The organism is Ruminococcus sp. AF31-8BH (assembly GCF_003460605.1).
GTDB classification, from domain to species: Bacteria; Bacillota; Clostridia; order Lachnospirales; family Lachnospiraceae; genus Blautia_A; species Blautia_A acetigignens.
The window spans coordinates 398,571-410,235 of sequence record NZ_QTVN01000001.1; the positions used below are offsets into that span (position 1 = coordinate 398,571).

Consider the following 11,665-nt stretch of genomic DNA (forward strand, 5'->3'; position numbering starts at 1 on the left):
TACGACATTTACGACAAATCTGACACTGCTTTACAATACCAGACAAAATGACTGATGCCTCGGAAAGCCTGTAAAACAGGCACTTCCAAGACACACAAAGCAGGACAAAAATCGACTTCCATTATCAAGAGGTGAGTGCTAATTATTTTGTGAACTCTTTGTGAATTTGTGATTGTTTGTGATTTGTGATTGTGAATGTTCACAGATATTGTTCAGCCTTCCGGAACAGGCAACAAACTGGGACTGGTTCTCTGAAAAGATTATAAATGCCAGAAGACCAATCAAGGCATTGAACCTTTTTGCCTATACCGGATGTACAACACTTGCAGCAGCTGCTGCCGGAGCAAGCGTAACGCATGTAGACGCATCCAAAGGTATGGTTGCATGGGCAAAAGAAAATGTAGCTTCTTCCGGATTATCTGACAAGCCAATCGGCTCCCTGTTATAATACCCATCAATACGCATATACTATCTATATCTCTATCCTCATTGAACAAGACAACTTATTCATAATATTGTCTTGCGCACAAGACAATATTTTCTAGAAGCCAATGTCAACTATTGCTTTGTTGGTATCAGAAGAACCGGAAAGTCATATATGATGTATCAACAAATAAAACAATTAGAAGCCGATGGAATTCCCTTGTCCCAAATTATTTATGTAAATTTTGAAGATGAGCGTCTTTTGGAAATGACTGCTGAAGATTTAAATCTCATTTTAGAAATTGGATTAGAAATATCCTAAACTGATATCAAGCCATATTTATTTTTAGACGAGATTCAAAATATTAACGGGTGGGAGAATTTCGTTCGCAGAATTGCAGATATGAAGTATCGAATCAATATTACCGGCAGTAATAGTAAAATGCTAAGCAGCGAAATAGCTTCCACTTTAGGTGGGCGTTTTGTTATTATGAATATTTATCCATATTCTTTCTCTGAATATCTTATTGCAAATAATATGACAAAGAATTACCTGGATGTTATTAGCACCAAAGACAGAGCAGATGTCCAAAATCAATATAACAAATATGTAACCTATGGAGCATTTCCAGAATTAGTTGAGATAAGAAATAAACGAGCTTTTTTAAGCAGTATCTATCAAACTGTATATCTCGGTGATATTATAACCAGAAATAAAATCACCAATAATTTTGCAATAAGGCTAATCCTAAAGAAAATTGCAGAATCTGTCACAAAACCTTTATCGTATAACCGACTGACTAATATATTAAAAAGTAGTGGAATGTCTATCGGTAAACAAACCGTAATAAACTATGTCAGCTATATGACAGACTCCTACCTGCTCTTTACTCTGCAAAACTATGCCGCCAAACTTGTAGAAAAAGAAACTTCTCCTAAGTATTACTTTATGGATACCGGACTTCTAGGACTTATGCTGCTAGACTGCTAGACTGCAAATCTGCTCAGCTGGAAAATCTTGTTGCAATCGAGCTGATGCGACGTTATGGTACCGAAAATGTCTATTTCTTTGAGAATAATGTAGAAATTGACTTTTATGTACCATTAGACAATCTTGCTATCCAGGTCAGTATGCAGGTTCTGGATAACATAGATACAAGAAAACGTGAAACCAGAGCCTTTGTGAAGCTAAATAATTTTATCCCCAACGCCAAATGTATTCTCATTACTAATAGCGAAGAGGCGGTTATTGATTGCGATGGAATCAATATTGAGGTAATTCCTATTTGGAAATGGTTGTTGGATAACTAATCGGTATACGGTGCTTTCAATAGTTGACGTGCACGGGCTGGTAAACTGTGGCTAAATCATAATAGCCACTGTTCCCAGTTCTTTCAACAAGGATTCCCTTACCGAAAGCACACCCTGGTGTGTTCCATATTGCTCTGTAAATACATACGGTAGCGTACGTCTGCCGCCATAACCATTTTCTGTTCCACTGCCATTTGAAGTGCCAAACTGGCATTTCAAGTTACTTTACCACACAATCATTTCTTATGAGTTCCCAAAATCTTCCCATTTTACCCTATTTTTCTCATTCTGCCCACTGCTTCAAAATCACTTCTTCCCGTTCTCTGGCTGCTTTATCTACTTCCAGAAGGTGTTCTCCAATTGTATCCTGTAAAAGCATCACCTGAGTGCTAATTATTTTGTGAGGCTTTTGTGACCTGGCTTTGTGCCTTTTTGTGACGCTACTATTTTTTATAATCTTCCGAATGCATCTGTTTTGATTGATTGACAATTACCGAGCTATTCCCGTATATTTAACCCATAAAGCAGATACAAAATCCCAGACGTACAGGTGATCAAACATGAAAAATATCCATAGCATTGAATTTTATACTGGAAGTAAGGAAGAATTGCTTCCCGGTTTTGAAAAAGATTTTCCCTATATCGCTTCGAGGGCAGAACTTGACAAATATATAGGATGTTATGTACCGTGGCACTGGCACAGGACAGTGGAACTTTTTTATATGGAAAGCGGCAGCATTGAATATGATACGCCAGGAGGAAAAATATTGTTTCCGGCTGGAAGCGGCGGCATGATAAATCCCAATGTACTCCATATGACAAAAGCAATATCGCAGAAAGAAAAGAATATACAGTTACTTCATATTTTCGACGTATCCTTACTTGCCGGAGAACAGGGAAGCAGGATTGAACAAAAATATATTTCGCCTGTCATAACAGCCCCGCAGATTGAGGTAATCCCGCTTTTTCCGGGCAATGCAGAAGAAGAAAGGATTTTGAAACTGCTTGCTGCCTCATTTTGTTTATCCGGTGATGAATTTGGATATGAAATAAAACTACGGGAAGCTCTAACGGAAATATGGCTCATGCTTTTTGAACGTTCTCGTTCTATGCGTGAAAAGAAAAATGAACATAACAAAAGCAACGATAAAATAAAGCTGATGATGATATACATTCATGAACATTACAGAGAAAAAATATCTATTCCGGAACTTGCTGCGGCAGCATATTTAAGCGAAAGGGAATGTTATAGAGTGTTCCATGACTGTCTGCACATGACACCCGTAGAGTATATAACAGCTTACCGTTTACAAGTTGCCTGTCAGATGTTGGCAAAGGGGCAGGAAGCTGTTACTGTTATCAGTCATGAGTGTGGTTTAGGGAGCAGCAGTTATTTTGGAAAGGTTTTTCGGGAATATGCACATTGTTCACCTATAGAATATAGGAAAAAATGTCAGAATAGTGATAGGTAATGGCGGAAAAGAAATATTTTTCCTATGTCTTTTGCATTATAATGATACTTGTAAAGAAAATCAACAATTTACAGGAGGTGAACGCAAGGTGGTAAAACTGAACATTCAGACCGCGGAACTGGCATTAAGGGAAGCGTCAGAATCCAATCCGGGAGCATGGGCAGACCATTCCCGGTTTGTAGCCGAAGCATGTAAAAACATCGCATCACATTGTAAAGATTTATCTTCTGAACAGGCATATATTTTCGGGCTGTTGCATGATATTGGACGCTATGCCGGAGTGAGTTCGGAAAGGCATCTGATAGACGGCTATCGGTACTGTATGGAGCGCGGATGGGAAAAAGCTGCACAGATATGTATATCCCACGCATTTATGATACAGGATATTGCCACATCTATCGGTGAGTTTGACGTCAGTGATGAGGATTACCTGTTTATGAAAGAATTTGTTGCAAATGCGGTATATGATGATTATGACCGTCTTGTACAGTTATGTGACGCATTGGCTATGCCGACGGGGTTCTGTCTTTTGGAAAAGCGATTTGTAGACGTGACAATACGGTACGGCGTTCACACGGCGACAATAGACAGGTGGAAAAAGATTTTAGAGATTAAAGAACAGTTTGAAAATCAGATTGGCTGTTCTATCTATTCTCTGCTTCCGGGCATTGTGGAAAATAGTTTTCGTTAAGGAGGGATATTATGTATTACGAATCCAGTGATTTTTTGGAAACTGCGGACAGCGATACATTAAAGCAGATTGCCCGCACAAGGGAATTAACACGGGAATATTATTTTTCTGATTATGTAGATATGGAAAAACGCACTTCCATTCTTCGGGAGCTGTTGGGTGGAATGGGAGAAAATGTGGCAATCGACACGCCTTTTCATTGCGACTATGGGAAAAATATATTTTTGGGAAATGATGTGATAATCAATATGAATTGTACCTTTGTGGATAACAAAACTATCCGAATTGGTGACAGGGTATTGATTGCGTCAAATGTGCAGATGTATACATCTTCGCACCCTGTATTGCCACAGGAAAGGCTTGTGCCGGATTGGAGGGAACGCAAGACAACATTTTTCAGAACCTATGCACGTCCGATAGAGATAGAAAACAATGTCTGGATTGGCGGCGGCTGTATTCTTCTTCCCGGAGTCACTATAGGAGAAAACAGCGTGATAGGGGCTGGAAGCGTGGTTACCCGCCCTGTCCCTCCTAATTGTGTTGCAGTAGGGAATCCATGCAGGGTACTACGTTATTTTGATACAGACAGGGAAAGGTGGCAGCATGAAGTATAAGCATATTGTTTTTGACATTGACGGTATTACTATTAAGATTCCCACTATGAAAAGCACAGCTACGATTGCCAGAATCCTGATAACCCATACTTCTCCACCTGTATATGCTATTTTCTGGTTAAATCCATTATCATAAGTTGGATATACCAGCCATTTACAAAATCGAACATACCACATGAATGGAGTCATGAAAAAATCTATGAAATCATGTTGAAAAGCACCATTCTGTAGAATTGCAAACAGAACTACCATAATGTATCCCATTCCCCAGAAATACTCCATACATTCCAGTCGCATAGAATCGTTTATTTAAATCCTGTAAAGAAATGCTGGACATATTGGTGATTCCAACTACATGCTGGATCAGCGATACTGCCACAGACTCTCCGGTTCCACCATTTCCTTTCAGTGTAAGGAATTTCTGAAACTGCGTATCCTGTGTCATGCAGTATCCAAAATACTCCCAGAATGTCTGCTGTTCTTCTTTGTTAGGAAGAGACGATGCAAGATACTTTTTGATATTTTCTCCACCCTGCAATACCTGCTCCCTGTCCTCCGGATAATAGGGAAATGGTATCTGATTGATTGTCAGATAATCTGGATTGTGTTCCAGCATTTCACCCGTAACCGGATCATAATATCCATTTTACCCCATCATGGTCTTCCAAGAAAACACCATGCTCATAATAATACGGTGTGATTCCCACCACAAAAAACTGAACATTCTCCACCAGATAATCTACAATCTCCATATCCCGGACACCTTTCACATTCTCTTTTGCATCAAATAAGTGAAAACAGCTCAGTTCCGGTTCTTCTTTTGGATCTCGCTCAAACCGAAGAATATACTGTTCCAGTAATTTCTCAACTTCTTTCTGATTATCCAGTTTGCCAAGATACTCTTTCTCTTTGAACAACTGCCAGCCTGCTTTTCCATCAAGACCAGCGTCTTTGAAAAATGTCAGTAACTTATCATTTACCCACTTCACTGAACAGGAAGCCACATAATGATAGGCACTCTGACAGCTTCCAGTAAACTGAATAGCTCTCATTTCTTCTATAAAGGAATCTGCACTGAAATAATATCCGTCATCTTCCTGGACCAGACAAAATGACTGATGCCCCGGAAAGCCTGTAAAACAGGCACTTCCAGGACACACAAGACAGGACAAAAATCAACTTCCGCTGTCAATAGGTGAGTGCTAATTTTTTGTGAAGAATTTGTGAACTCGTATATCCTTATATAGAGACTTTCCTTTTTTTGCTGTCGCATATTGACATATCGCAAAATTTATTCTAATATTAGAATGTTTAATTTTAGAACAATTGTAAAGAAGGTGACACTACATCATGAATCCAATCGACCTTATCTTCATTAGTACCAAAACCATGAAGGCATACGAAGCCTTTTGTCAGCCTGTATGCAAAAAATTCCAGCTGAATCAGACAAGCTTTGATGTACTTATGTTTCTGGCAAATAACCCCAAATACAACACAGCCAGAGATATCTGCGAGATTCGCGGAATTCGCACCGGAATTGCGTCTGTAGCAGTTGATTTTCTGGTATCAAACGGCTATCTGCTACGACAGCCAGATGACATAGACCGACGAATCTGGCGTCTGCTCATCACAGAAAAAAGTGCTCCCATCATTCAGGAAGGCCGAGCTGTTCAACAGGAATTTGGAAAGCGCCTGACTGATGGTATCTCAGAAGAAGAGCTTGCAGCTTATACACAAATCATACAGAAATTCAAAGAAAATATTCTTGCAATTACCCACAATAAGAAAGGAGAATTATTATGATTACAACTGTCATTGTCTGTATTCTTGCCGGACTTGGTGCAGGGCTTGGCACAGGCTTCGCCGGAATGAGTGCAGCTGCAGTAATCAGCCCTATGCTGATCACGTTTCTCGGAATGGATCCTTATCAGGCAATCGGAATCGCGCTTGCCAGTGATGTACTGGCCAGTGCAGTTTCTTCCTATGAATATGGAAAGAACAAAAACCTGGATATCAAAAACGGTCTGGTAATGATGTTCACTGTCATGATTTTTACCTTTATTGCCAGCTTCCTTTCCAAATTTATCTCAGGAAATACTATGGGAAGCTTTTCCACTTTTATGACTATGCTTCTCGGTATTAAGTTTATTGTGAAACCAGTTATGACCACCAAGGAAAAAATGATGGCTGTTGACAAAAAAACCCGCATTATCCAGTCCATCCTCTGCGGCACTGTAATTGGTCTGATTTGTGGTTTCATAGGTGCCGGCGGTGGAATGATGATGCTTCTTATCCTTACCTCCGTACTTGGTTACGAACTGAAAACCGCAGTCGGAACAAGTGTCTTTATCATGACCTTCACCGCATTTACAGGTGCTGCCAGTCACTTTTATCTGGGCGGTATGCCAGACATTACCGTTCTGGTTCTCTGTGCTGTAAGCACTTTGGTATTTGCCCGCCTTGCTGCTGTATTTGCGAACAAAGCATCTGCCAAAACACTGAACCGTGCACTTGGCGTTGTGCTTACCGTTCTTGGCGTAGTTATCCTGGCGGTAAAATTTTTCCAGTAGCAGCCAGATTACACCTGCATTAATTGCAAAAAAGGACAGGCAACTCAGTATTTTTAAACACTGTTTTGTCTGTCCTTTTTGTTACTGCTATTTTATCAAGTTAGGGTCAAAAGGTCTTTTGCCCCTAACTTGATATCTACGAATTGCTCCGCAGCAAAGCTGCTCCCGCAATTCTCGAACATTCGGAATCCGCTGATTTACTGCGTAAATCGTTACTTCCTCATGTTCGGCGGGTCCCAAGTTCAAACGCCTTATCGTGCAAGCACGAACGGCTTTTTGATCTTTTGCCCCTGATATCATTTTATCTTTCCAATATTTTTCCTATAATGCTTGTTACAAAAAATGCGGCTATGTCTACTGCCACAATAGTAGAGCCAACCGGGGTTCCTCCCAGTATAGAAATAATGATTCCAAAAAACGCACACAGCACGGACAAAATTGCTGAACAAATAATCACAGCCCGAAAGCGCTTATAAATCCGCATAGCTGACAATGCCGGGAAAATAATCAGCGCAGAAATTAAAAGAGAGCCTACCAGATTCATAGCCAGTACAATAATTACCGCCGTAATCACCGCAATCAGCAAATTATACACATCTGTTTTTGTTCCTGTCGCTTTGGCAAAATTCTCATCAAAGGTTACTGCAAATATCTTGTGATAAAAAACCACAAACAAAATCACCACAATGACAGAAACAACTACGCAAAGCCATACCTCCGCTCTCGTCAATGTAAGAATAGAAGTGGATCCAAACAGACTGCTGCACACATCTCCGGAAATATTGGCTCCCGTGGAAAATACATTCATCAAAAGATATCCCACAGCCAGCGCTCCCACTGAAATCATTGCAATTGCTGCATCTCCCTTTATCTTTGTGCTCTGACCGGTTCGAAGAAGCAGCACAGCACAGATTACTGTCACAGGCATTACAAACAGCATGTTGTTACTGAAATTCAGTACTGAAGCAATGGCCATAGCACCAAATGCCACATGAGAAAGTCCGTCACCGATAAAAGAAAATCGCTTAAGCACTAAAGTAACGCCTAACAGGGAAGAGCACAACGCAATGAGAATTCCAACGATCAGCGCATACCACACAAATGGATACTGAAAATAAAATGTCAGCTTTTCAATAATTCCGCTCATGCTTTTGCCTCCTCTCCTGCAGTCACAAGATGTTTCCCAATCTTACTATTCATATATTCCTCTTTTGTTCCAAAGAAAAGTCTGTGTCCGATATGAAGCACATGACTGGCGTAATTTGCCACTTCCCCAATGTCATGTGAAATCATAATAATTGTTACATGATCTTCTTTATTTAATTCACTGATAATCTGATACATATCCGCAGTTGCCACCGGATCCAGGCCGGAAACCGGCTCATCCAGAAGAAGGATTTTTCTCGTAGCACATAAGGCTCTGGTAAGAAGCACTCTCTGCTGCTGTCCACCGGAAAGCTCTCTGTAACAACGAGCAGCCAGATCGGTAATTCTTGTTTTTTCCATGAGTTCTCTGGCTTCCTTCTTCTCGGCCTTGGTATAAAACGGGCGAAGTCCCATTCTGCCCAGAAAGCCGGACATAACAATCTCTTCTACAGATGCCGGAAAGTCTCTCTGAAGAGCTGTCTGCTGAGGAAGATATCCAATCTCATTGATTTTCAGTCCATCCCCCATGGTAATGGTTCCTGCCATAGGCGACTGCAGATGAAGAAGAGTTTTCATTAACGTAGATTTCCCTGACCCGTTTTCTCCTACAATACAAAGATAATCTCCGGAATTTACGGTAAAGTTCAGTCCTGACAAAATAGCTTTTCCCTCATAGCCAAGAGTCAGATTTTCACATGTGATCAGTTTCATAATGCCTCCTTCAGAATCTCAAGATTATTTTCCATGATAGAGAGATATGTAGTTCCCTCTTCTACTTCCTTCTTTGTAACAGACTGCATGGAATTTAAAGACAAAATCTTCTGATCTTTGGTTTTCGTATTTTCAATCACTGCTTTCGCAATCTTCTGGTCTGAGTTTTCTATAGTGAATACCACCGGAAGCTTCAACTCATCTAATTTTCCGGCAAGAAATGTAATGGTTTCAAAGCTTGCATCTGTTTCCGCAGAACATCCTGTAAAGGCAGCATAATAGGTAAGCTCATAATCATCTGTCAGATAGCGGAATGGAAAACGATCTGCAAAAAGGACTGTTTTAAACTGAGACTGTTCTACAGTTGTCTTATATTCCTGATCGAGGACCGCCAACCTCTCCTCATAAGTATCTGCATTCTGCTGGTAAAGCTTTGAATGCTCCGGATCAGCGTCGGCAAGGATACTGGAAATGGTGTCACAGAAAAGAGACGCATTTTTCAAAGACAGCCAGACATGCTCGTCATATTCCAGATCATCATCATGGGTGTGTCCGTCTTCGTGGGCGTGTCCATCTTCGTCCTGCATCCCCTCCACAATTTCTTCCTCTTTCACCTGATCTCCCAGCACCTCCATCAGATTGACGACCTTTCGGTTCGGGTTTCCGGCACCTTTCAGCACATCAGCTACCCAGGCATCAGATTCGCCGCCTACATAAATGAATATGTCACAGGTGGATACTTTCAAAATATCTTCCATTGTAGGCTGGAAGCTGTGCATGTCAGTTCCATTGCCAAGAAGCAAGGTAAGCTCCACATTGTCAGCCTGTTCACCCAGGATTTCTTTTACCCAGTCATATTCCGGAAAAATGGTGGCTACAATCTGAAGCTTCTGACTATCTGAACCGGCATAATTTTGTCCGCTTCCATTAGCCTCACTCTGGCTTTCCGTCACACCAGAATTGTCAGATTCCACCCCAGACGCACTTACACCGCATCCTGCAAGAAGACCTACAGTGCCTATTGTGACAGCTGACAAAAGTAACTTTCTGAATTTATTTGTTAATTTGTGCATAATCAACCTCATTATTTTTCTCTACACTCCTTACAGATTCCATAAAACACCGTCCTGGTAAAATCCCACTGAAATCCATGGTCTGCCAGCATATGCTCTCCCAGATGTGTCATCTCTTCACATTCCAGATGAATCACCTTTCCGCACTTTTCACATTTGCAATGAAAGCATACATGCTTATGACAATGCTCATCATGTCCCAGATATTCGAAGCATGCGCTGCTGGTTCCGTCCACCACATATTTGGCAACCAGGCCCTGTTCTACCATCCGGTCAAGCTGGCGGTAAACCGTTGTAATTCCAATGGAACTTCCCTGACTTTTAAAGTATTTACATATATCACTGACCGTAACATGTTTACCTTTCATAGAGCACAGATAATTCTCCAGCTCTGTAATCTGCCTGGTACGATATTGTGCTTTTTCGCTCATTGCTTGCGCCTCCAATTTGAAAATCATTTTCATATTATAACAGGTTCTTTTTTAAAGTCAATATGAAAATCATTTTCATTTTTAACATACTTTATTTTTTTACAGTGCAATCTAAAATACACTTGTTTCTACCACACACAAGTGCTATTCTATTCGCAAGTTAATACATTAAAGCGGTTACTAATCAAATCATGAGCCGTAAACATTCTTTCAAAGGAGACTACTATCATGGAAAATATAAGTTATGGAAAAATTGTTCTGATTGGTGCAGGTCATGTGGGATCTGCAATTCTGGACTCTCTTCTGCGAATGAATCTTGCAGATGAGATTGTTGTCATAAACAGAAATGAAAAAAAAGCATTAGGGGTCGTACTGGATGCCAGCCACACCACTGCCTTTGCATACAGTGCCAATGCAAACATCCGCGTGGGTACCTACGAAGACTGTAAGGACGCCCAAATTATTATCAACACTGCAGGTCCCAGCATTCAGCCTGGCAACTCCCGTGACCGTATGGTGTTGCTGCAGACCAATGTGCAGGTGATGAAAGAAATCATGACACAGATCACTGCTTACACCCGGTCTGCTATTATTATTAATGTTTCAAATCCTATGGACATTCTTACCTATATTGCACAGACGGAATTCAACTATCCTCGAAATCTTCTGATTGGTACCGGTACTCTCCTGGACACTGCCCGCTTTAATAAAATGCTTGCCGACTTGTGTGGTGTAGATGCCAAAAATGTCACCGGCTTCGTTCTGGGGGAACACGGTGGGACCAGTTTTATTCCATGGAATGCAGTTAATATTGTTGGAATTCCTTTTCATGATTTTCAGAAACAGTTTGGCCTAAAAAAGCCAATTGACCGTGAGAAGCTGCTTCATGAGGTGAAGGTCAGCGGTTTGGATATTGTAGAGCTAAAAGGCTACACAAGCTCTGGCATCGCCCTCAGCGTCTGCCGTCTTGTAGGAGCTATTATGCGAAATGAACGTGCAGTTGTACCTGCTTCCGTTGTTCTTACGGGAGAATATGGATTAGAGGGAATCGCAATGAGCCTTCCATGCGTTATTTCCAGAAACGGTGTGGAACGCACACTGCAGATTCCGCTGGATAAAGAAGGTGAGAAAAATCTTAAGATCTGCTACGAGTATCTTCGTAATGTAATCGAGAGTATTTCCTGACACCATAAACAATAAAAGCTTACTACAACTTAAACATA

15 protein-coding genes and 2 pseudogenes are annotated in these 11,665 nt (G+C 40.9%); 10 read left to right on the forward strand and 7 right to left on the reverse strand.

Annotation, left to right across the window (positions count from 1 at the left end):
* Positions 1-208 precede the first annotated feature (208 nt).
* The 3 genes and pseudogenes from DWZ38_RS01755 to DWZ38_RS22595 all read left to right on the forward strand — a co-directional run.
* A pseudogene (locus tag DWZ38_RS01755) lies at positions 209-433 on the forward strand (SAM-dependent methyltransferase); the annotation flags it as partial.
* Between the two features lie 87 nt (positions 434-520).
* Positions 521-1,414: pseudogene (locus tag DWZ38_RS01760) on the forward strand (ATP-binding protein).
* 44 nt (positions 1,415-1,458) lie between these two features.
* Positions 1,459-1,734: a hypothetical protein gene (locus tag DWZ38_RS22595; protein ID WP_243000110.1), complete on the forward strand. Its 276-nt coding sequence runs from the start codon at positions 1,459-1,461 to the stop codon at positions 1,732-1,734.
* A gap of 283 nt (positions 1,735-2,017) precedes the next feature.
* Here DWZ38_RS22595 and DWZ38_RS01770 read toward each other — a convergent pair whose 3' ends face one another.
* Positions 2,018-2,113, reverse strand: coding sequence for a TnpV protein (locus DWZ38_RS01770; protein ID WP_243000111.1), 96 nt, complete (start codon positions 2,111-2,113; stop codon positions 2,018-2,020).
* 181 nt (positions 2,114-2,294) lie between these two features.
* Here DWZ38_RS01770 and DWZ38_RS01775 point away from each other — a divergent pair, with 181 nt between their 5' ends.
* From DWZ38_RS01775 to DWZ38_RS22040, 4 genes are all read left to right on the forward strand, one after another.
* Positions 2,295-3,206, forward strand: coding sequence for an AraC family transcriptional regulator (locus DWZ38_RS01775; RefSeq protein WP_117849522.1), 912 nt, complete (start codon positions 2,295-2,297; stop codon positions 3,204-3,206).
* An 88-nt stretch (positions 3,207-3,294) separates the two neighbouring features.
* Complete coding sequence (locus tag DWZ38_RS01780; protein WP_117849523.1) at positions 3,295-3,897, forward strand: HDOD domain-containing protein; 603 nt, start codon at positions 3,295-3,297, stop codon at positions 3,895-3,897.
* 11 nt (positions 3,898-3,908) lie between these two features.
* The gene (locus DWZ38_RS01785; RefSeq protein ID WP_117849524.1) at positions 3,909-4,511 is read left to right on the forward strand and encodes a sugar O-acetyltransferase; all 603 of its coding nucleotides are present in this window, start codon (positions 3,909-3,911) and stop codon (positions 4,509-4,511) included.
* Positions 4,501-4,647 (forward strand): hypothetical protein, encoded by a 147-nt coding sequence (locus DWZ38_RS22040; RefSeq protein ID WP_173767099.1) that lies wholly within the window; start codon positions 4,501-4,503, stop codon positions 4,645-4,647. Before DWZ38_RS01785 ends, DWZ38_RS22040 begins: the two co-directional genes overlap by 11 nt.
* Before the next feature lie 69 nt (positions 4,648-4,716).
* Here DWZ38_RS22040 and DWZ38_RS22600 read toward each other — a convergent pair whose 3' ends face one another.
* Both DWZ38_RS22600 and DWZ38_RS22605 read right to left on the reverse strand, forming a co-directional pair.
* Positions 4,717-5,127 (reverse strand): hypothetical protein, encoded by a 411-nt coding sequence (locus DWZ38_RS22600; RefSeq protein ID WP_243000112.1) that lies wholly within the window; start codon positions 5,125-5,127, stop codon positions 4,717-4,719.
* Between the two features lie 16 nt (positions 5,128-5,143).
* Entirely contained in the window at positions 5,144-5,671 is a 528-nt protein-coding gene (locus tag DWZ38_RS22605) for a hypothetical protein (RefSeq protein WP_243000113.1), read from the reverse strand.
* A 190-nt stretch (positions 5,672-5,861) separates the two neighbouring features.
* Between DWZ38_RS22605 and DWZ38_RS01800 the strand changes: the two genes are divergently transcribed.
* Positions 5,862-6,314 carry a MarR family transcriptional regulator gene (locus DWZ38_RS01800; RefSeq protein WP_117849525.1) on the forward strand — a complete coding sequence of 151 codons (453 nt, stop codon included), beginning with the start codon at positions 5,862-5,864 and terminating at the stop codon, positions 6,312-6,314.
* Positions 6,311-7,081: a sulfite exporter TauE/SafE family protein gene (locus DWZ38_RS01805; protein WP_117849526.1), complete on the forward strand. Its 771-nt coding sequence runs from the start codon at positions 6,311-6,313 to the stop codon at positions 7,079-7,081. Before DWZ38_RS01800 ends, DWZ38_RS01805 begins: the two co-directional genes overlap by 4 nt.
* A gap of 301 nt (positions 7,082-7,382) precedes the next feature.
* Here the strand turns inward: DWZ38_RS01805 and DWZ38_RS01815 are convergent, their stop codons facing one another.
* From DWZ38_RS01815 to DWZ38_RS01830, 4 genes are read right to left on the reverse strand one after another with little or no spacing between them, the layout of a single operon-like run.
* On the reverse strand, positions 7,383-8,228 hold the full coding sequence (locus DWZ38_RS01815; RefSeq protein WP_117849528.1) for a metal ABC transporter permease: 846 nt from the start codon (positions 8,226-8,228) through the stop codon (positions 7,383-7,385).
* Positions 8,225-8,938: a metal ABC transporter ATP-binding protein gene (locus DWZ38_RS01820; RefSeq protein WP_117849529.1), complete on the reverse strand. Its 714-nt coding sequence runs from the start codon at positions 8,936-8,938 to the stop codon at positions 8,225-8,227. The genes DWZ38_RS01815 and DWZ38_RS01820 overlap by 4 nt, the downstream gene beginning before the upstream one ends.
* Positions 8,935-10,011 carry a metal ABC transporter substrate-binding protein gene (locus DWZ38_RS01825; protein WP_117849530.1) on the reverse strand — a complete coding sequence of 359 codons (1,077 nt, stop codon included), beginning with the start codon at positions 10,009-10,011 and terminating at the stop codon, positions 8,935-8,937. Before DWZ38_RS01825 ends, DWZ38_RS01820 begins: the two co-directional genes overlap by 4 nt.
* 11 nt (positions 10,012-10,022) lie before the next feature.
* The gene (locus DWZ38_RS01830) at positions 10,023-10,442 is read right to left on the reverse strand and encodes a transcriptional repressor (protein ID WP_117849531.1); all 420 of its coding nucleotides are present in this window, start codon (positions 10,440-10,442) and stop codon (positions 10,023-10,025) included.
* Positions 10,443-10,670: 228 nt separating this feature from the next.
* On the opposite strand from DWZ38_RS01830, the gene DWZ38_RS01835 reads away from it, so the two are divergent.
* Positions 10,671-11,627: an L-lactate dehydrogenase gene (locus DWZ38_RS01835; RefSeq protein WP_117849532.1), complete on the forward strand. Its 957-nt coding sequence runs from the start codon at positions 10,671-10,673 to the stop codon at positions 11,625-11,627.
* Positions 11,628-11,665 lie beyond the last annotated feature (38 nt).

Coding starts and splice junctions, on each gene's coding strand:
- DWZ38_RS22595 (WP_243000110.1), top strand. CDS start 1,459: ATGCGACGTTATGGTACCGAAAATGTCTATTTCTTTGAGAATAATGTA.
- DWZ38_RS01770 (WP_243000111.1), bottom strand. CDS start 2,113: ATGCTTTTACAGGATACAATTGGAGAACACCTTCTGGAAGTAGATAAA.
- DWZ38_RS01775 (WP_117849522.1), top strand. CDS start 2,295: ATGAAAAATATCCATAGCATTGAATTTTATACTGGAAGTAAGGAAGAA.
- DWZ38_RS01785 (WP_117849524.1), top strand. CDS start 3,909: ATGTATTACGAATCCAGTGATTTTTTGGAAACTGCGGACAGCGATACA.
- DWZ38_RS22040 (WP_173767099.1), top strand. CDS start 4,501: ATGAAGTATAAGCATATTGTTTTTGACATTGACGGTATTACTATTAAG.
- DWZ38_RS22600 (WP_243000112.1), bottom strand. CDS start 5,127: ATGCTGGAACACAATCCAGATTATCTGACAATCAATCAGATACCATTT.
- DWZ38_RS01800 (WP_117849525.1), top strand. CDS start 5,862: ATGAATCCAATCGACCTTATCTTCATTAGTACCAAAACCATGAAGGCA.
- DWZ38_RS01805 (WP_117849526.1), top strand. CDS start 6,311: ATGATTACAACTGTCATTGTCTGTATTCTTGCCGGACTTGGTGCAGGG.
- DWZ38_RS01815 (WP_117849528.1), bottom strand. CDS start 8,228: ATGAGCGGAATTATTGAAAAGCTGACATTTTATTTTCAGTATCCATTT.
- DWZ38_RS01820 (WP_117849529.1), bottom strand. CDS start 8,938: ATGAAACTGATCACATGTGAAAATCTGACTCTTGGCTATGAGGGAAAA.
- DWZ38_RS01825 (WP_117849530.1), bottom strand. CDS start 10,011: ATGCACAAATTAACAAATAAATTCAGAAAGTTACTTTTGTCAGCTGTC.
- DWZ38_RS01830 (WP_117849531.1), bottom strand. CDS start 10,442: ATGAGCGAAAAAGCACAATATCGTACCAGGCAGATTACAGAGCTGGAG.
- DWZ38_RS01835 (WP_117849532.1), top strand. CDS start 10,671: ATGGAAAATATAAGTTATGGAAAAATTGTTCTGATTGGTGCAGGTCAT.